Annotated in this window: 17 protein-coding genes; 6 read left to right on the forward strand and 11 right to left on the reverse strand. The window is 68.4% G+C overall.

What is annotated here, in order from left to right:
* Positions 1–10 precede the first annotated feature (10 nt).
* Genes V5F26_RS03105 through V5F26_RS03125 form a run of 5 tightly spaced genes read right to left on the reverse strand, consistent with a single transcriptional unit; the run spans position 11 to position 5,582 of the window.
* Positions 11–961: an ABC transporter ATP-binding protein gene (locus tag V5F26_RS03105; protein ID WP_394058046.1), complete on the reverse strand. Its 951-nt coding sequence runs from the start codon at positions 959–961 to the stop codon at positions 11–13.
* Complete coding sequence (locus V5F26_RS03110; protein WP_394947693.1) at positions 942–1,943, reverse strand: ABC transporter ATP-binding protein; 1,002 nt, start codon at positions 1,941–1,943, stop codon at positions 942–944. The genes V5F26_RS03105 and V5F26_RS03110 overlap by 20 nt, the downstream gene beginning before the upstream one ends.
* Complete coding sequence (locus tag V5F26_RS03115; RefSeq protein ID WP_394947694.1) at positions 1,940–2,947, reverse strand: ABC transporter permease; 1,008 nt, start codon at positions 2,945–2,947, stop codon at positions 1,940–1,942. The genes V5F26_RS03110 and V5F26_RS03115 overlap by 4 nt, the downstream gene beginning before the upstream one ends.
* Entirely contained in the window at positions 2,947–3,933 is a 987-nt protein-coding gene (locus V5F26_RS03120) for an ABC transporter permease (protein ID WP_394947695.1), read from the reverse strand. The genes V5F26_RS03115 and V5F26_RS03120 overlap by 1 nt, the downstream gene beginning before the upstream one ends.
* A gap of 35 nt (positions 3,934–3,968) precedes the next feature.
* Positions 3,969–5,582, reverse strand: a complete 1,614-nt coding sequence (locus tag V5F26_RS03125) for an ABC transporter substrate-binding protein (protein ID WP_394947760.1) — start codon at positions 5,580–5,582, stop codon at positions 3,969–3,971.
* A gap of 237 nt (positions 5,583–5,819) precedes the next feature.
* On the opposite strand from V5F26_RS03125, the gene V5F26_RS03130 reads away from it, so the two are divergent.
* The 6 genes from V5F26_RS03130 (at position 5,820) to V5F26_RS03155 (ending at position 11,532) form a co-directional block, all read left to right on the forward strand.
* The gene (locus V5F26_RS03130; RefSeq protein ID WP_394947696.1) at positions 5,820–6,794 is read left to right on the forward strand and encodes a TauD/TfdA dioxygenase family protein; all 975 of its coding nucleotides are present in this window, start codon (positions 5,820–5,822) and stop codon (positions 6,792–6,794) included.
* 115 nt (positions 6,795–6,909) lie between these two features.
* A complete protein-coding gene (locus tag V5F26_RS03135; RefSeq protein WP_394947697.1) occupies positions 6,910–7,254 on the forward strand; it encodes a DUF3088 domain-containing protein in 345 nt (114 codons plus the stop codon).
* Positions 7,255–7,288: 34 nt separating this feature from the next.
* Positions 7,289–8,524: an acyl-CoA dehydrogenase family protein gene (locus tag V5F26_RS03140; RefSeq protein ID WP_394947698.1), complete on the forward strand. Its 1,236-nt coding sequence runs from the start codon at positions 7,289–7,291 to the stop codon at positions 8,522–8,524.
* 291 nt (positions 8,525–8,815) lie between these two features.
* Positions 8,816–9,832, forward strand: coding sequence for an ABC transporter substrate-binding protein (locus tag V5F26_RS03145; RefSeq protein ID WP_394058060.1), 1,017 nt, complete (start codon positions 8,816–8,818; stop codon positions 9,830–9,832).
* 10 nt (positions 9,833–9,842) lie between these two features.
* Positions 9,843–10,646, forward strand: a complete 804-nt coding sequence (locus tag V5F26_RS03150) for an ABC transporter ATP-binding protein (protein WP_394947699.1) — start codon at positions 9,843–9,845, stop codon at positions 10,644–10,646.
* A complete protein-coding gene (locus V5F26_RS03155; protein WP_394947700.1) occupies positions 10,639–11,532 on the forward strand; it encodes an ABC transporter permease in 894 nt (297 codons plus the stop codon). Before V5F26_RS03150 ends, V5F26_RS03155 begins: the two co-directional genes overlap by 8 nt.
* Positions 11,533–11,761: 229 nt before the next feature.
* Here V5F26_RS03155 and V5F26_RS03160 read toward each other — a convergent pair whose 3' ends face one another.
* The 6 genes from V5F26_RS03160 to V5F26_RS03185 form a co-directional block, all read right to left on the reverse strand.
* Positions 11,762–12,988 (reverse strand): acyl-CoA dehydrogenase family protein, encoded by a 1,227-nt coding sequence (locus tag V5F26_RS03160; protein ID WP_394947701.1) that lies wholly within the window; start codon positions 12,986–12,988, stop codon positions 11,762–11,764.
* A 36-nt stretch (positions 12,989–13,024) separates the two neighbouring features.
* Positions 13,025–14,020: an NrtA/SsuA/CpmA family ABC transporter substrate-binding protein gene (locus tag V5F26_RS03165; RefSeq protein WP_394947702.1), complete on the reverse strand. Its 996-nt coding sequence runs from the start codon at positions 14,018–14,020 to the stop codon at positions 13,025–13,027.
* A gap of 42 nt (positions 14,021–14,062) precedes the next feature.
* Complete coding sequence (locus V5F26_RS03170; protein WP_394058068.1) at positions 14,063–14,773, reverse strand: ABC transporter ATP-binding protein; 711 nt, start codon at positions 14,771–14,773, stop codon at positions 14,063–14,065.
* Positions 14,770–15,573 carry an ABC transporter permease subunit gene (locus V5F26_RS03175; RefSeq protein ID WP_394058209.1) on the reverse strand — a complete coding sequence of 268 codons (804 nt, stop codon included), beginning with the start codon at positions 15,571–15,573 and terminating at the stop codon, positions 14,770–14,772. The genes V5F26_RS03170 and V5F26_RS03175 overlap by 4 nt, the downstream gene beginning before the upstream one ends.
* A gap of 93 nt (positions 15,574–15,666) precedes the next feature.
* Entirely contained in the window at positions 15,667–16,758 is a 1,092-nt protein-coding gene (locus tag V5F26_RS03180) for an LLM class flavin-dependent oxidoreductase (protein WP_394947703.1), read from the reverse strand.
* A gap of 1,300 nt (positions 16,759–18,058) precedes the next feature.
* Complete coding sequence (locus V5F26_RS03185) at positions 18,059–19,288, reverse strand: ArgE/DapE family deacylase (protein ID WP_394947704.1); 1,230 nt, start codon at positions 19,286–19,288, stop codon at positions 18,059–18,061.
* Positions 19,289–19,552: the final 264 nt, after the last annotated feature.

Here is a 19,552-nt window from a genome sequence, read left to right on the forward strand (position 1 = left end):
GGAGCATCCTTCAATGGGGGGCGCCCGTGGGCGCGTGATGGCAGGCCACCTGCTGGCCGCCCCCGGCCGGGCGCAGCACCGGATCGGCCTCGGTGCACAAAGGCGTCGCGAGGGGGCAGCGGGGATGAAAGCGGCATCCGGCGGGAACGTTGCGCGCGCTCGGCAGGTCCCCCGAAAGGGGCGCGGCATGGCGCCGGCGCCCGGGTGTGGGCACCGCCTCCATCAGGGCGCGGGTATAGGGATGGAGCGGGCGGCTGAAGATCTCCTGCCAGCTCCCGGTCTCGACGATGCGGCCGAGATACATGACCAGCACCCGGTCGGCGAAATAACGCACCACCGACAAATCATGGGAGATGAAGAGATAGGAGAGGCCAAGCTCGGCCTTCATCTTCGACAAAAGGTTCAGGATCTGCGCCTGAATGGACAGGTCGAGCGCGGAGACCGGCTCGTCGCAGATGACGAGGCGCGGCGACAGGATGAGGGCGCGGGCAATGCCCAGGCGCTGGCGCTGGCCGCCCGAGAATTCGTGCGGATAGCGCGACAGTGCCGCGCGCGGCAGGCCCACCCGCTCCAACGCCGCGCCCGCCGCCTGCGCCCGCTCGGCGCGGCTGCCGAGGCCGTGCACCTCCAGCGGCCCCTTGAGGATCTCGGCCACGGTGTGGCGCGGGTTCAGGGAGGCGAAGGGGTCCTGGAACACCATCTGCGCCTGCCGGCGATAGCTCTTCAGCGGGCCGCCCTTCAACGGCCCCACATCCGTCCCATCGAACAGGATGCGCCCCGCCGTGGGGTCCACGAGGCGCATCAGCACCTTGGCGAGGCTGGACTTGCCGCATCCGGATTCACCCACAAGGCCCACCGTCTCCCCGGTGTTGACCGTGAACGAGACGCCATCCACCGCGCGCAGCATCTGGCCGCCCACGGCATAGCCGGCATGAAGGTCCTCAACCGACAGGAGCGGCATGGCACGCCTCCGAGACAGGTGCTGCTGTGGTGACAGGGCAGGCCGACAGGCGGCCGGGCGCGATGCTCACGAGGTCCGGCACGGCGATGCGGCACGCGGCACGCGCCAGTGGGCAGCGCGGGGCAAAGGCGCAGCCTTTCTCTCCGGCCGCCGAGGCGATGGATCCACGGATCTCGTTCAGCGGTCCCGCCGAACAATGCTGCCCCGCCTCAAGCCGGGGCGAGGCGGCGAGCAAGCCGCGCGTATAGGGGTGCAGGGGAGTAGCAAACAGCGCCTCGAACGGCGCTTCCTCCACCTTGCGGCCCGCATACATCACCGCCACCCGGTCCGCCCATTCGGCCACCACGCCCAGATCGTGGGTGATGAGAAGCAGGCCCATGGAAAGGTCCCGCCGCAGCGCGTCCAGAAGGTCCAGCACCTGCGCCTGGATGGTCACGTCCAGCGCCGTGGTGGGCTCGTCGGCGATGAGCAGGCGCGGGGAGCAGGCCACCGCGATGGCGATCATCACCCGCTGGCGCATGCCACCGGACAATTCGTGGGGATATTCCGCCACCCGCCGCTGCGGCTCCGGGATGCGCACGAGGTCGAGGAGCTCGACCGCCCGCGCCCGCGCCGCCCGGCGCGAAAGCCCCTGGTGGAGGCGCACCACCTCGGCGATCTGGTCGCCCACGCTGAGCACCGGGTTGAGGGCGGTCATGGGCTCCTGGAACACCATGGCGATGTCGCGCCCGCGCACGTCGCGCAGCTCCCGGTCGCCCAGGCGGGCAAGGTCGCGCCCACCGAACAGCACCTCGCCGGAGGCGATGCGCGCCCGCTCGGGCAACAGGCGCAGCAGCGCCAGAGCGGTGAGCGACTTGCCGGAGCCGCTTTCGCCCACCAGCGCCACCGTCTCGCCCGGCTCCACCGTGAGCGAGACATCGCGCACCGGCGTCGCCCGGGGGAAGGCGATGGAGAGGCCCCGCACGTCGAGAAGCGCGCTCATCCCTGGCCCTCCCCCGACAGGCGCGGATTGAGCGCGTCGTTGAGGCCGTCGCCGATGAGGTTGAGGGCGAGCACGGTCGCGACGATGGCAAGCCCCGGCACGGCGGCGAGGTACCAGGCCGTGCGCAGAAGCTCCCGCCCGGCGCCGATCATGGACCCCCAGCTCACCACATTGGGGTCGCCCAGCCCCATGAAGGAGAGCGCGCTTTCCATGAGAATGGCGGTGGCCACCGTCACCGAGATGAGCACGATCACCGGCGGCAGGGCATTGGGCAGGATCTCGCGGAAGATGATGCGGGCATGCCCGTAGCCCAGCGCGTGGGCAGCGGCCACGAACTCCTTCTCCTTCAGCGCCCGGAACTGGGCCCGCACGAGCCGCGCCACCTGCGGCCACGACACCGCGCCGATGGCCAGGGCGATGGACGGGATGGACGGCGCGGCGATGGCCACCAGGACGATCAGCAGGATGAAGCTGGGAATGGTCTGGAAGATCTCCACCAGCTTGACCAGCCCGTCATCCACCGCCCCGCCGAAATAGCCGGCGGTGGCGCCGATGAGAATGCCGGCGAGGAGCCCCACAATGGCGGCGGACGCGCCGATGAGGAGGCTCACCCGCGCCCCGTGGACCAGCCCCGCCAGCACGTTGCGCCCCAGGGCATCGGTGCCGAGGGGAAAGCGCGGATCCTGCCCCGGCCACAGCAGCGGGCGGCCCGCCATCTCCAGCGGATCGTCCGGGAAGAGCAGCGGCGCCAGCAGTGCCGCCGCCGTCACGAAAACAAGGATGAGGCAACCGGCCACCGCGGTCGGATTGGCGAGGAAGGCCCGGAGCGCCCGGCGGCCGCTGGCGGGCGTGAGGCGCTGCACCTCCTGCGTCGCCGCGCGGGCGGCATCGGGGGCATGGACATTGGGCCACGCCTCGGCCTCGGGGGAAGGCGGCAGGTTCTGCTCGCGGCTGGCCGCGACGCGGGCGCCGGCGGTTCGATTGAAGGTGTCCGTGCCGTGCATCAGCGCACCTCGATCCGCGGGTCGAGCGCGGCCTGCAGGATGTCGATGGCCGCATTGATGGCCACCACCAGCAAAGAGGAGAGCAGGAGGATGCCCAGCAGCACGTGGAAATCGCGCCCCAGCACCGCCTCATAGGCGAGCCGCCCCAGGCCCGGCCAGCTATAGACCGTCTCCACCACCACCGCTCCGCCGAGCAATCCGGCGAGATGAATGCCGGCCATGGTGGTGACGGGGATGAGCGCGTTGCGCAGCACGTGGCGGGTGGCCACAGCGAACGGCGAGAGCCCCTTGGCCCGTGCGGTTCGCACATGGTCCTGGGCCTTCACCTCCAGCATCTCGCCGCGGGTGAGGCGGGCATAGATGGCCACGTAGAACAGCGCCAGGGACAAGGCCGGCAACACCAGATAACGCGCCCGATCCAGCAGCATTTCGCCACCGGAGAGCCCGGCGCCGATGGTCTCGGCGCCGCCGCTGGGCAGCCAGCCCAGCTTCACCGCGAACAGCACGATGAGCATCAGCCCGATCCAGAAGCTGGGAATGGAATAGAACAGCAGCGAGAGCACGCTCAGCACCTTGTCCGGCACGCGCCCGGCAAAGCTCGCCATCACGGCGCCGAGGGCGATGCCCGTCAGCAGCGCGAAGCCGAGCGCGGCGCCCATGAGGCTCAAGGTGTTGGGCAGGCGCTCGGCGATGAGGGCCGCCACCGGCTGGTTGTAGCGTGGCGAGATGCCGAGGCTGAAATGAGTGAGGTTCCACAGATAGGCGCCGAGCTGCTGCAGCACCGGCAGGTCGAAACCGAACTTCGCCTTCAGCGCCGCCAGGGTTTCCACCGTCGCCGCGCCCGCTTCACCCGCCAGCACGTCGGCGGCATCGCCGGGCGCAAGGCGGAGCAGGAAGAAGTTGAGGATGACGATGCCGACGATGGTCGGCACCGATTGCAAGGCCGTGCGGCGCACCGCCGTGAGGATGCGGGGAAGCTGCCTCATGGCCGGCCCCGCCAGATGCTGTCGCGGCCCATGGCTCAGGCCTCGATATAGACGTCGGCGAAGGACGCATCGACGCCGGTCACGCCGATGGTGTGGTTCTTCACCTTCCGATTGAAGATCGTCACGCCGTCGGGGGCGAGGAGGCCGACGGCGGCGACATCGTCGTGCACCAGCTTCTGGAAATCGAACCAGAGCTGGCGGCGCGCCTGCGGATCCCTCTCGATCGCCGCCGCCTCCAGGAGACGATCGACCTCCGGATTGCTGTAGTGCGAGGCATTGGAGAACGGCAGCCCGATGCGGAAGTTCCTGGACCACAGCGTGCGTTGCACGCCGAGGGTGGGATCAAAAAGGTTCTGCAGGGATTCCAGAGTAATGTCGAAGTCGCGGCTGGTATATGTCTTCTGGATATAGGTCGCGAAATCGAAGAATTGGAAATCCACCGGAATGCCCACCTTGGCCAGGGACTGTTTCACGAAGTCTCCGGCGGCCTGGGTGTTGAACGGGTTGGCATAAAGGCGCAGCGCAAAGCGCGTGCCGTCGGCCTTGCGCGGGTAGCCGGCCTCGTCCAGCAGAGCGTTGGCGGCCTTCACGTCGTAGCCGTAGGGCTCGAGGGAAGGATCGACGAAAGCCTTCAGATTGGGGCTGATGACCGAGGCCGCGACCTTGCCATAGCCGAAATAGACCACGTCCAGCAGCTTCTGCAGATCGATGGCCTGTGCGATCGCCAGCCGCACGCGCCGGTCCTGGAGCTGCGGCCGCTCGAAGTTGAAATAGAGCTGGGTCATGCGCCCGGCATAGTCATAGCCCCGCGTTTCCGCCCCGAGGCCAGGCAGCGCCGAGACCCGCGCCAGGTCCGCATAGGGCACCGGCGGGCCACCGGCGAGATCGAGCTCGCCGGCCTCGAATGCAGCGGAACGGGCGCTCTGGTCGGCGATGAAGCGCACCACCACGCGGTCGAGATAGGGCTTGCCCGCATCCCAGTAATCGGGGTTCCGCTCAAGGATGATGTGACTACCCCGCACCCATTCCTTGAAGAGGAAGGGGCCGGTTCCGATGGGCGCCGAACCGTTCTTGTTGGTGAGAGGGTCGGTGCCCTCATAGATATGCTTGGCAACGATGGGTGATTCGTTGGCGTCGAGCGCGGTGAGAAGATAAGTCGCCGGCTTCGACAGGCGGATGATCACCGTATGGTCATCCGGCGTCTCCACCGCCGTGACCGAGGCGAAGGTGCCGCGTCCGCGCGGGTGAATCTTCTTCAGGAGCTCGATGGAATAAGCAACGTCCGCCGCCGTGAAGGGCTGGCCGTCGTGCCACTTCACCCCCTCGCGCAGCTTGAAGGTGTAGGTGAGCCCGTCGGCGCTGACGTCCCACCGGGTGGCAAGGGCGGGCTGGGGATTGAAGTTGAGGTCATAGGTGAGGAGCCCCTCCGTCACCTTGGGCGAGATGCGCTGAGTCGGCCCTGCCGTGTGGGCGATGGTCACCAGGGTCGACGGCTCATGCTCGACCAGGAAGCGCAGCACGCCGCCCTTGACGGGCGCTGATCCCGCCCCCTCCGCCTCATCCTTGGCCCAGGCCGGCGCGAAGGCGCCACCGCTGCCGAGAAACAGCGCGGCAGCCCCGGCCAGAACCGTGCGCCGGTGGATTTCCACACGGAAAGTCAATGACTTCGCGGACGAGGCGGGGGCGGGAGGCAAGGGCATCTCCTTCGAGGCTGATCGGGAAGCCAACGATAGGGGCACGGCACATTTCGTCAATTGATTTTATATAAAATCGATGCATTAACTGAACTAAAGCGCGATCACGGTCCCGTCGCCCGGCGACGTGCTTGCCCGCGGACCCGTGCCCGAGCTGCCCGCCATACCCCGAAGCCCGCGAAAGGAAGGCCCATGAGCAGTGCCACGCCCGCCCTCGCCTACTCCGCGGAGGCACCCGCCTTCGTGCCCCGTCACATCGCCGTGCATCCGCTCACCGGCCATATCGGTGCCGAGATCGACGGGCCGGACCTGTCCCGACCGCTGGCGCAGGACGTGGTGGACGAGATCCGCGCCGCGCTCCTGAAGTGGAAGGTGGTCTTCTTCCGCGACCAGCCGCTCACCCACGCGCAGCACGTCCAGCTGGCGCGCGCCTTTGGCGCCCCCACCATTGGCCACCCCGTGTTCGGCTTCGTGGAGGGTCATCCGGAGGTCTATTCCATCGGCCGAGATCGCTTCGCCACCCGCCATACGGGCGAGCCGCTGATCCGCCCCTGGACCGGCTGGCACACGGATGTCACCGCCGCGGTGAACCCACCTGCCGCCTCCATCCTGCGCGGCGTGGTGATCCCGCCTTATGGCGGCGACACCTTCTGGACCAATCTCGCGGTGGCTTACGAGGCGCTCTCCCCCACCCTGCGGGGCTTCATCGACACGCTACGCGGCGTCCACGCGTTCTCCCCGCCTGAAGGCCAGAACGCGACCGCGGACTTCAACGACCGGAACCGGCGCCGCCCGCTGGAGAGCGAGCACCCGCTGGTGCGGGTGATTCCGGAGACCGGCGAGCGGGTGCTGTTCGTCAGCCCTTCCTTCCTGAAGCGCATCACCGGCCTGTCGCCACGCGAGAGCCAGCAGATCCTGGAGCTGCTGTTCGAGCACATCACCCGGCCGGAATTCACCGTGCGTTTCCGCTGGCGGGAAGGCTCCATCGCCTTCTGGGACAACCGGACCACCGCCCATCTCGCCCCACGCGACATCTACAGCCTCGATTTCGACCGCCAGCTCTATCGCATCACCCTCAAGGGCGAGGTGCCGCTGGGCGTGGACGAGCGCCCCTCCACCGCCATCGAGGGCGATCCCCTCGATGCGTTTTCCGCCGGCCACTCCTGAGAGCGATCCCTCCCGGCGAACCTCGCCGGGCCTGCCTGAACCGCAGGCCCGGCCTTTTTTCCTTCACCGGCGGACCGACCCGTCCGACCGACACAGACAGAAGCGCTTGCCCCCCATGAGCCGTGACCGCCTGTTCCTGATTTCCCCGGGCTTCGAGGACCCCGCCGTCCCCGGACGCGCTTTCTTCTGCCCCCACTGCAACCAGGTGGAAGGCGTGCTCGCCGCCAACCCCAGGCTCACCGAGGCGATCGACGTGGTGCGGGTGCCGTTCGCAACACCCCGCGCGCCCGTCGTCGCCCTGCTTGGCGAGGAGAATCAGAGCCTGCCGGTGCTGATTTTCGGCGATACGGCCCCCGCGCCCGCCGATGCCCTCAGCCACCAGGGCCTGCGCTTCGTCACCGACACCCGCCGCATCCTGGAGCTGATCGCCGAACGCCACGGCGTGCCCTTCCCCCATTGAGCGACGCCGTCGCCCACCCACAAGGACCTGTCACATGAGCCAGATCGACGACGCCTGGGGCGCCGGCCCCTCCGAACGCTATGAAACGCTCGCGAGCCGGTTCCGCCCCATCTTCCGCACCATCCGCGAGAGCGCGGTGGACCGCGAGCAGACCCATCGCCTGCCGCGCGAGGAAATCGCAGCCCTCAAGGCGTCCGGCTTCACCACGCTGCGGCTGCCGCAGGACGAGGGGGGCTTCGGCGCCACCTTGCCCGAGCTGTTCAACCTCTTGATTGAGCTGGCGGAAGCCGATCCCAACGTCACCAACGCCCTGCGCGCCCATTTCGGCTTCACCGAGGAAGTGCTGAACTCCCCCTTCAAGGATTATCGCGACCGCTGGGTGAAGCGCATCGCCGCGAGGGAAACCACCGGCAGCGGCTTCTCCGAGGCGGAAAACACGGTGGGGCACTTCTCCACCCGCCTCGTGCGCGACGGCGACAACTGGCGCCTCGACGGCGAGAAATACTACACCACCGGCTCGCTCTTCGCCGACTGGATCAATCTCGGCGCCGATGACGAGAATGGCGAGCTCATCCTGGCCCAAGTGCCCACCAGCGCCCCCGGCGTGACCATTCTCGATGACTGGGACGGCTTCGGCCAACAGCTCACCGCCTCGGGCACGGCGCGGTTCAAGGACGTCACCCTGAGCGACGACCTCATCAATCCGCAGCGCAAGCGCTTCCGCTATTCGGTGGCTTTCTACCAGCTGGTCCACCTCGCCACCCTGGCCGGCATCGGGCGGGCGGCGGCGGGCGACGTGGCGCGCCTGGTGGGCGCCCGCAAGCGCGTGTTCAGCCACGGCAATGCCGATCGCGCCGGCGCGGACCCGCAGATTCTCCAGGTGGTCGGCAAGGTGCGGGCCAGCGCCTATGGTGCCGGCGCTACCGTGCTGAAGGCCGCCGAGGCGCTGCAGCGCGCCTTTGAGGCACGGGAGCGGGAAGGCTCCGAGGGACAGGACCTCACCGCCGCGGTCGCGGACCTGGAAGTGAACCAGGCGGTCACGGTGGTGACCTCTCTCATCCTCGACGCCACCACCCTTCTGTTCGACGCCCTCGGCGCCTCGTCGGCCAAACGCGGCGTGGGGCTCGATCGCCACTGGCGCAATGCCCGCACCCTCTCCTCGCACAATCCACGCATCTATCGCGAGCGGATCGTCGGCGATTTTGCGGTCAACGGCACCTGGCCGCCCGGCGCCTACCGTGTGGGCATCGCCGCTGGCCATGCGCGTTGACACACACACCCGCGCATCCGGATCCGCCCCGGGCGCGCGGGTGTGCCCAAGAGGGGCAGTTCTGCCGCCGGACAAGAATTTATATTAAATCAATTGACATTATATATTATAAACAACCATCATCTGAAAAGGCTGCAGCCCCCGTCGGCGCTCCCTCCTCCCCACGGCGCCCCCAACCAGTCGAAGCGCCCGCCACGCGCCCCGGCGACGCCGCGCCAGGCATTCCCTGACCAGCCCTCCCCGACCGGGCGTTGCCGACCCCACATGAACACAGGCGAAAGGAAAAGACAGATGCCGACCCGCCGGATCCTCGGACGCCTTCTCGCGCTTGGTCTTGCCGTTGGCGGCGCGCTATGCGCCGTGCCCGCCTTCGCCGAAGGCGTGTTGCGCATCTCGCAGCAGTTCGGCACCCTCTACACGCCCTTTCATGTCATGAAAGAGAAAAAGCTTATCGAGAAGCATGGCAAAGCTTTGGGCGTCGACATCACGGTGGACTGGACGCGCCTGTCCGGCGGCGCCGCGGTCAATGATGCCCTGCTCGCCGGCAACATCGACATCGCATCCGCCGGCATCGGGCCGTTTCTCATCTTGTGGGACAAGACACGGGGCACGCCGAACGAAGTGAAGATCGTCGGCGCGTTCGGCGCACAACCGAATTATCTGCTCACCAACAATCCCAACGTAAAGACCATCAAGGACTTCACCGAGAAGGACAAGATCGCCATGCCGGTGGCTGGCGTCTCGGTGCAGGCGCGGATTCTCCAGTTGGCCAGCGAGCAGACGTTCGGGCCCGGCAAGGCCAAGACGCTCGACCCCTTGATGGTGACGCTGCCGCATCCCGACGCCACCGCCGCGCTGATCTCCGGCAGCACGGAGATCACGGCTCATCTTTCCAATCCGCCATTCCAGAACCAGGCGTTGAAAAGTCCCAACGTTCACAAGGTGTTTTCGTCCTACGACATCTTTGGTGGCCCGATCACGCCCACCGTGGCCTATGCCACGGAGAAGTTCCGCAAGGAAAATCCCAAGACCTACCAAGCCTTCTTCGACGCCTTTGCCGAGGCAACCGAATGGGTGAAGGCGCACAAGACGGAAGCGGCCGCGATCTATGTGCAGGTCGAGCAGTCGAAGCTCGATCCGGCCTTCATCGAAGAAGTGCTCTCCAGTCCGGACACGCAATACACCCTCGTTCCGAGTGGTACGCTCAAGTTTGCCGATTTCATGAACCGTATCGGCGCCATCAAATCCAAGCCCGCAAGCTTCAAGGACTATACTTTCGAGGACCTGCACGCCGGCTCCGGATCGTGAGCCGTTGCGGATGAGCCCCCTTCCATCCACGCTGCCGCGTCCGCAGGCGCCAGTATTGGAGGCGCGCGGCCTCACCCTGGATTACCCGAGCCCCCAGGGCCCGGCGCGCGCGGTGACGGATGTCAGCTTCCGCGTCGCGGCCGGCGAGCGACTGGTGCTGCTGGGTCCGTCAGGATGCGGAAAATCCTCCATCCTCAAGGCGCTTGCGGGTTTCCTGAAGCCGGCGGCCGGCGCCGTGGAAATCCGCGGCAAGACCATCACCGGCCCGGGGCCGGACCGCCTCGTGGTGTTCCAGGAGTTTGACCAGCTCCTGCCCTGGAAGAGCGTGCGCGACAATGTGGCCTTCCCTCTGCGGGCCGCGCGCCGGCTCGGCTTGAAGGAGGCGCGCGCCCGTGCCGCCGTGGCGCTGACAAAAGTAGGCCTGGGCCGCGCCCTCGACGCCTATCCCCACACCCTGTCGGGCGGCATGAAGCAGCGCGCCGCGATTGCCAGGGCGCTGGCGGCCGAGCCCGACGTGCTGCTGATGGACGAGCCCTTTGCCGCCCTTGATGCCCTGACCCGCCGCACGCTGCAGGAGGACCTGCTGGCGCTCGCGCAGGAGCAGGGTTTCACCCTCGTGTTCGTCACCCATGCCATCGACGAGGCCGTGCTGCTGGGCACCCAACTGCACCTGCTGGCGGCTCATCCCGGCCGCACCATCGCCACGTTCGACACCTCGGGCCTCGGTCTTGCGGAGCGCGGCACCGCGCCGTTCGAGGATGTCGTTCGTCAAGTCCATGACCTGCTGTTCACCGGCGGAGCTCTCCATGTCTGACCAAGCCGCTCCTGATGACGCGCTCGGGCGAGCCGACAGCGTCATCACGTTCGAAGCCCGCGGCAGCAAGGGGTCCGTCCAACCGAGGGCATCCACGCTCAGCGATAGCCTGCGCCGGCTTTGGAAAGCCACGCTCGTTCGCCGGCTGGTGATCCTCGCGGCGCTGGCCGCGCTCTGGCAGGCGGCCGCGCTGTGGCAGAATAACCCGCTGCTGTTTCCCACCTTCACCGACATGGCGCAGGCGCTCGTCACCGGCCTCAGGGACGAAGACCTGTTTCCCTCCGCAGTGGCATCGCTCTGCGTTCTGGTGAAGGGCTATGCCATTGCGATCCTACTGGCGCTCGCGCTGGTCTCGACCGCCATCGCCCTGCCCTTCGTCAGGGAAGTGCTGCTGACGCTGACGGCCATGTTCAATCCGCTGCCAGCCATCGCGCTGCTGCCCCTGGCCATGCTCTGGTTCGGTCTCGGTGAGGCCAGCCTGCTGCTGGTGATGGTGCACGCCGTGCTGTGGCCATTCGCGCTCGCGGCCCTGACCGGCTTTGAGCTGGTGCCCGAGACACAGCGCCTGGTGGGACGCAATTACGGCCTTCGGGGCCCCTCCTATGTGGTGCTCATCCTGATCCCGGCGGCGCTGCCCTCGCTGCTGTCGGGGCTGAAGATCGCCTGGGCGTTCGCCTGGCGCACGCTGATCGCGGCGGAGCTGGTGTTCGGCGTCTCCTCGCGCTCGGGCGGGCTCGGCTGGTACATCTACCGTAACCGCAACGAATTGCTCACCGACAAGGTGTTCGCCGGCCTCGTCTCGGTGATTCTCATCGGGCTTGCGGTGGAAGTGATTTTCCGCGCCATCGAGCAGGGCACGGTGCGCCGCTGGGGCCTCCAGCGCTGAACGGCGGGGGCGAGAACCTCACCCCACACTGCCAACACCATGCCGAGGCCCATGGACAGGCGATCGGAGAGCGGCACCCGAGAGGGGCTTGAACGGCACCCGTCACCGCTGGGAGGCGCGCGGATGCCCCCCGGGGGCCTTGAAGCTCGGCCCCCGGGGAGCCGGCCAGCTGGGGGCTGGCTTTGGTCGCCCCCGGGGGAACACGGCGCGCCGGAAGCCGAAAGGGATTTCAGAAGAAGCCCTTGGCGGGAAGCGGCGTGCCCTTCAGCAGCAGGGCGCCGATGGCCTGTGCCTTGTAGCTCGAGGGATTGTGGGACGCGATGGTGCGCGCATTGCGCCAGTGCCGGTCCAGATTGGCGCTGCGCTCCGTGGCGGAGGCGCCACCCGCATCGAACAGCAGCGAGCCGGAACGCAAAGCCAGATCGTCGATCACCAGCTTCGCCTGGGCTGCCGTCCGCGCGGCCTGCGCCCCCAATTCCGCGGCCGCCTCGCCGCGGTCGCGGGCATCGCTCGCCCGGTCGAGGGCCTCGGCGGCGGTGAGGATGAGGGATCGCGCCGCGAGGGCGTTGGCCGAAAGCTGGCCCACCACCTGCTGCAGGAAGGGGTCATCCGCCGGCGTCGGCGTCGGCGCATAATAGAAGCTGCGCTTGCGCCGCTTCACCAAGGCTATGGCATCGTTGAGGATGGCCTGCACGATGCCCGCCACCACAGTGGTGAGGAAAAGCTGGGCCTGGGTGTTGGAATAGGCAAGGCCATAGCCGCGCTCCGGCGTGTCGAAGACCGCCTCGTCCGCCTCCACCCGCACATTGTGGAAGCGGGTGGTGCCGGAAGCGGTGAGGCGCTGGCCCGCCCCGTCCCAGTCGTCGAGGATCTCGATGCCCTCGCGCCGGGTGGGGATGATGACGGCCGCCACCCGCCCCTTGTCGTCGGCCGCGCGCACCAGCATGGAATCCGCGAACAGCGTGCCGGTGGAATAGTATTTCACCCCCTCCAGGCGGAAGCCCTCCCCTTCGGGGATGAGGCGGGTGTCCGGTGCGAAGCCGCCGGCGGGCAGGGAGCCGGCCTCGGTGGAGGCAAGGCCGAAGATGCCGCCTTCGCGCACCAAAGCCTGCCACGCCCGGCTGCGGGCATCATAGGGCTGGCGGGCATATTGCTCGGCCACCGTGAAGTGGTTGCGGAAGATGTGGGCGACATTGGCATCGGCCGCCGCCAGTTCCAGCGTGAGCCCATAGACCTGCCGGAAAGTGGCGCCGGCGCCGCCATCGACCTTGGCGAGCCGCAGTGCGCCGAAGCCGGCCCGCTTCAGGAGTTCAATGGCCTCGAACGGCAGGACGCGGTCGCGCTCACGCTCGGACGCGCCCGCGCCGATCTGGTCGAACAGGCTCCTCCACTGCGCCGGGTCGGCGCCAAGGGGGTGCGTGGGCTGGACGGAAGCGGGAATGACGGGCTTGTTCATGACAGTTCCTGGGATGAGGGGCAGAGCGCAGACCGATCAGAGCTGGGCGAGATGGTCGGAAACGGTGATGGGCTCTGGGAGGATCTTCCGCGCCACCAGCCAGTCCGCCGCCTGCTGCAGGTCGGCGACGAATTTCTTGTCGGAGACCGGGATCAGCGTGTAGTGCCGCTGACGCGCGATGAACTGGTCGCGGATGATGTCGCTGTAGCCGGCGCGCTTCTGCACGATGGTCTCGGCCTCGACCACATTGGCGTTGGTCCAGCGGGCCTCGGCCTCATAGGCCGCCACCACCGCCTTGACGATCTGCGAATTCTGCTCGGCGAAGGCGCTGCTGGTGAGATACGAGCTGTAATCGATGAAGAAATCGAGGTCGCGGCCTTCGACGAAGACATCGTGCGCCTTGTAATCCTGCCGCGCGATGTCGACTCCCGGGCTCCACATGGACCAGGCATCCACCTTGCCGGACGCCAGCGCGGGAGCCGCATCGGGCGGATTGAGATAGACGAACTTCACCTTGGAACGGTCGATGCCGTGCTTTTCCAGGGCGGCCACGAGCAGGAACTCGCCCAGGCCCGAGCGGTTGACCGCCACCGAGCGGCCGACCAGATCCTCCACCTTGTCGATGCCCGAGCCGTCCTTGGCGATGATGGCGGTGGTGCGCGGCTCGTAGAGCACGAACTGGGTGAACACCAGCGGCGAGCCGGCGATGATGGCGGCCAAGGCCGGCGTGGTGGAACCGCCGAAGCCGAAATCAGCGCTGCCGCCGGTGACCGCCTGCAGCGTCGGCGCATGGTTGGGGAAGGGCCCGAGCCATTCCACCTTGATGCCCTGGTCGGCCAGCGTCTTCTCGAACACGCCCCGCTCCTTGGCGATCAGGGTGAGGCCATGGAAGCCCCAGGTGAGACGCACCGTGTCCGTATTGCGCGTATCCGCGGCCGCCCGCGCGAGGGTGGGCGCGAGGACGGCGGCGCCGAGGCCCGCCGCCACGGAAGAGAGGAAGGCACGGCGGGAGGGGGAGAGGAAGCTCGACATGGGGTTCTCTTGGCTCATTCTTCAAGATCTGGGGGTTGAGGCTCAGGCCGCAGCCGGGTCGTGCGCAACACCGAGCTCCGCCAGCAGCTGCGCGCGGCTGGCGGCCGGCGCGCCGGGTTCCGGCGAACAATGCTCCGCCGCGATGGCGCCGCCGCGCATCACCAGGATGCGGTCGGCGAGCGCGATGGCCTCATCCACGTCGTGGGTGACGAGCAGCACGCCGGGCCGGTGGCGCGCCACCAGCGCCTTCACCAGCCCGTGCATGCGGATGCGGGTGAGCGCGTCGAGGGCGGCGAAGGGTTCGTCGAGCAGCAGCAGCTCCGGCTCCTGCACCAGCGCGCGAGCCAGGGCCACGCGCTGCGCCTGCCCGCCGGACAGGTTGCGCGGCCAGTCGTCCAGCCGCCCGCTCAGGCCCACTTCCGCCAGCGCCGCCCCAGCCTTCTCCCGTGCCCCGGCTGCGTTCAGGCCCAGGGCCACGTTGCGCCACAGGCTGTCCCACGGCAGAAGGCGATGTTCCTGAAACACCACCGCCGGCCGCCCGGGTGCCTCGATGCTCCCGCCGTCGATGGGATCGAGCCCCGCCAGGGCCCGCAGAAGGGTGGTCTTGCCGCAGCCGCTCTCACCCAGGAGCGCCACGAACTCGCCGCGGCCAATGACGAGGTCCAGCCGGTCGATAATGACGCGCGGCCCATAGGCGCGCCGCAGCCCCGTGACGCGGACCGCAGGGCGGCGGGAAAGGAGCGCGCCGCTCATCGTCCCGTCCCGCCGAAATTGGGATGCCAGGCCAGAAGCCGCCGTTCCAGGAGGCGCGCGGCGGAATCCGCCGCCACCCCGATGAGGGCGTAGATGACGATGGTCAGCACCACCACGTCGGTGCGCAGGAACTCCCGCGCATCCATGGCCAGAAAGCCGATGCCCGCCTCCGCCCCGAGGGTCTCGGCCACCACCAGCGCCAGCCACGCCGTCGCCAGCGAATAGCGCACGCCGGTGAGAATAGACGGCAAGGCGCCCGGCAGCACGATGCGGCGGATGAGCGTGAAGGTGGAAAGCCCCTGCACCCGGCCGAGCTCCAGCAGCTTCGGATCCACCTGCCGGATCCCCAGGGTGGTGTTGATGTAGATGGGGAAGGCGACACCCAGCGCCACGAGGAAGATCTTCTGCCCTTCCCCAACGCCGAACCAGACGATCACCAGCGGCAGCAGCGCGAGGAAGGGGATGGCGCGCACCATCTGCACGCTGCGGTCCAGCAGGGCCTCGGCGATCCGGGAAAAGCCCACCAGCACGCCCAGCGCGAACGCGATCGAGCCGCCGATGACAAAGCCGATGGCCGCCCGCAGCAGGCTGGTGCCGAGATCGGACAAGAGGCTGCCGGAAATGGTGAGCTTCACGGCGGTGGCGAGCACCTTGCTCGGTGCCGGCAGCACCTGGGGCGTCACATAGCCTTGCCGGGCGAGGAACTCCCAGACCGCGAGCAGCGCCACAGGCACCGCCCAGGACAGCAGGAACAGCCCCCGCCCGCCCAGCCGCGCGGCGGGCCTGCGCGGCCGCGCCAGCGTGCCCGGGGCCGGGTCGGAACGGGATAAGACAAAGGGGGTGACGGTTTCGACCTGGCTCACGGGGACCTCGGTTCAGCAGGGATGGGGGCGTCAGACCGCTTGCGCGGGGGCGGCGGTCACCGGCCCGCCCGCTGCCGGGCGCCGGCCCAGGCGGGGGAAGACCTCCGCGGCGAACCGCGCCAACTCCGCGCGCAGGGGCTGGAACTGGAGCATGAACAGCTCGACGCCGGCGGCGTGGAAGGCGGCGATGCGCTCGGCCACCTGGTCATAGCTGCCCACCAGCCCGGCCGCGGTGCCGCCATTGGTGCCGACGCCCTGCGCCTTGGCGAAGGTCTGGATCATCACCACATTGGGGTCGGTGCGCGCGGTCATCGCGGCCTTGGCGGCCGCATCCTTCGTGGCCAGGGCGAGCAGCCGCTGGTACTCCTGCTCCGCCTCGCGCTCGGTCTCCCGGGCAATGACGAAGGCGGCGAGACCGAAGCCCAGGGGCGCACCGCGACGCGGCCTGCGGGCCACATCGGCGATGATCGCCTTCACGTCCGCGATGGGCTGGCCATTGATGAAGAAGACATCGGCATGATCGGCCGCGAGCGTCCGCGCCGCCTCCGACTCTCCGCCGAGATAAATGCGCGGGCGCGCGCGGGTGGGGCTGGTGGGCGCCAGGCGATAGTCGGTGATATGGAAGTGCTCGCCTTGGTGCGTCACGCTCTCGCCGCGCAGGAGCTTCTCCACCACGAAGATCCATTCGCGCCCATAGGCATAGCGCGCATCATGCTCGCCGAAGGGGATGCCGGCCTTCTCGAATTCGGCCCGGTTCCAGGCATTCACCAGATTGAAGCCGAACCGGCCGCCGGAGATGTTCTCGATCTGCAGCGCCATCTTCGCCAGCACCACCGGGTGGTAGAGATAGGGCTTGATGGCGGCCAGGATCTCGATGCGGCTGGTGAGGGCGGCGAGGGCCGCGCAACCCGTCCACGCTTCCAGCTGGTCCTTCTCGGGCAGATGCGGATTGACGGTGTGCTGCGCCACCAGGGTGGCGTCATAGCCCAGCGCCTCGGCCTGAAGCACGGTGTCGCGATTGTGGGCCCACGAGGCATCAAAAGGCTCGGCGGTGTCCTGCCAGGCCGCGCGCGGCCCATGCACAGGCGCCCAGACACCAAGCCGCAACGGGGAAGAGGTCATCTCGTCACCATAATTTATAATATCGATAGAAAAGATATATTATTGGCCAATGTCAACCCCGCGCTTGCGTCGATGGCAACAGGCAGACCGCTCCCGGGCCTGCAGAGCGGCGAGAGAAACCGCATCGCTCCGGTCCGATGCTGCGCGACGTCGGACACAACCGGCGGCCATCCGGAGCTGAGCCGGCGACGATGCAGCACGAGACACCACAGCGCTCCGGCCAAGGGTTCGATCGCGGCGAAGGGCCCGAGGCACAGCACACGTTCTGGCCCACGGGCGGCCCGGGCGGTCCCGGATTGGGATAGCGGGGAGAGAGGGGGCAGGGCTGCGATCCCGGCACCGATAGGGCGCGCGTCGGCCGGCGCGCGGGCGTCTCGATCCCTTATCAAGGGCGCCTTTCCCGAAGGCGGAATGCACACGGCCCTGCACCACGGCGACGGATTACCGGGCCGCGGCGTGGCATCCTCTCGTCAGTACCGAACTTGGTCTTCAAGCCCAGGGATACCCGCTCTCAGGAAGCAGCGGCGTTAATTCAAAGCCTAGGCGAATGGAGGCAGCCTCCGAGGCGAGGGGGGCGCCGGCCTACCAAGACCGCAATCGTGCCGCCGTCCCCTCCGCCGCTTTCTCAGGGGGCAACCAAAAGATCGGGAATGCGGGCCCGACCGCGAGGCGAAGGGCAACGCCTCCCGGGACCTTGAATGCCCATTCTCCGCCCAGGGGCGGTCATGGCGCGGAAGCTTAGGTGGCGCGGAAGGTCAGGTGGCGCGGGCCGACGCCAGCTGAACGAAGACAAAGCCGCATGGCTCGGCCCAGCCAACATCCGGTTCAGGGGCAAAGCCGGTCACCGGCGAGGCCAGTCGGGGGCGACGCCATGCCCGGCACATGGCCGACCACACGCCTGATCTCTTGATGGCTGATCTCTTGGCTGAGCTCTTGGCTTGCGGACCCAGACGCTCCTCGCGCCGCGCCGGCCTCCCCGCGTGCGGGGGGAAGGAGCGGAGCCCTGCCCCTCCATGCGCCCGGGCTGTCTCTCCGCGCAAGCTCCGGTGGAGCGCGCCGCGCCGAAATGGCCGGGACAGGCGCCGGCTCCGGCAACAGCCTTCCAACGTCGCACCAAACGGCGGGAGTCGGTTCAAGCGTGATTTCGCGCGCGGCCCGCGCCAGACCGCGCGATGACCGACGCAGCATGGCCGAGCTTCACCGCCCGCGCGCTCGACGGGGATGCAGCATCACCGATCGGAGCGCGGGAAAAGCCAGCCTCATTGTCGCGCGGCGCGGGCGTTCCCCCGCCGCGTCGCGTTCAGCCCAGCAGGTCCTTGAGCGTGAGGGCGATGACTTGCGTGGCCTTATCGAGGTCGGAAAGGCGCAGATTCTCATCCGCCCGGTGGCCGTTGGCCTCCTCGATGGTGTGCGGGCCGGCGCCGTAGAGCACCACGGGCACGCCCGCTTCCGCGTAAAGCCGCGCGTCGGTGTAGAGCGGCACGCCGGTGGCGCGCACCTCCTCGCCCGTCACCGCCGAAGCGTTGCGGCAGATGATGTCGGCGAGGCGCTTCGCCCCCTCCCCCGGCACCAAAGGTCGCGCCAGCAGGATGCGCCGCACCGCCACCCGCGCCTTCGGAGAAGCCGCCGCCGCGCGGGCGATCACGCCACGCACCTCCTCTTCCACCTGCTCCGGCGTCTCGTCCGGAATGATGCGCCGGTCGAGGCGGAAGGTGACGCGGTCGGGCACCACATTGGTGTTGATGCCCCCCGAGATGAGCCCCACATTGAGCTGCGGCGCGCCAATGCCCCCCACCTCCGACACCTTGTCCTTCAACGTATCGCGATAGGCATAGAGGGCGGAGAGGATGCCGGTCGCCGCCTCGAGGGCGTCGACGCCGGTGGCGGGAATGGCGGCGTGGGCGGACTTGCCCGTCACCTCCACCTCAAGGTGCAGGCAGCCATTGTGGGCCCACACGACGGAATAGGCGAAGCCGGCGGAAACGGCATAGTCGGGCTTGGTGAGCCCCTGGGCCAGGATCCAGCCCGGCCCCACCTCGCCGCCAATCTCCTCGTCATAGGTGAAATGCAGCTCCACCGTGCCCTTCAGCGGCAGGCCCGAGCGCTTGAGGGCGTCGAGGGCAAAGGCATAGGTGGCGAAATCCGACTTGGAGACCGCGACGCCCCGGCCATACATCACCCCGTCCACCACCTCGGCGCCATAGGGGTCGTGTGTCCATCCCTCGCCGGGGGGCACCACGTCACCGTGGGCATTGAGGGCGATGGTGGGCCCCTCCCCGAAGCGGTGGCGGACGATGAGGTTGGTCACCGAGATCATGCCCGCCGCCTTCACCACCGCGTCCGGCACCTGGTGGCGCTCCACGGTGAAGTCCAGCGCCTCCAACAGCTCGGCCGCGCGGGCGGCATGGGCGGCGCAGTCGCCGGACGGGTTGTCGGAAGGCACCTTCACCAGCTCGGCCAGGAAGCGGCGCTGGTCATCGGCGCGCTCCGCGATGAGGCGCCGCAGCAGATCGGCGTCGGTGATGGTCATGGATCGATCCTCGAATGGCAGATGCCGCCGGTCATCCCGCAGCCAAGGCGCTTTTAGGGACGGCAGCGCAGGTGCGGCGGCATGGCACGCGCCGCTCCCCGGTGCAACGGCGCCCGGTGGCAACGCAAGTGCTCGCCGCTTCTCCCCGCGCGCGGTGAGCGGGAAGCACAATGACACGCGGAGCGTCGCCGGAGCGCCCCGCCCGCAGTGGAAAATGCTGGATTTTCCGCACTCTGCGCCCCATTCGGCCGCGCCCTATCCGGC

Source organism: Xanthobacter variabilis (assembly GCF_043831965.2).
In the GTDB taxonomy this organism is placed as follows: domain Bacteria; phylum Pseudomonadota; class Alphaproteobacteria; order Rhizobiales; family Xanthobacteraceae; genus Xanthobacter.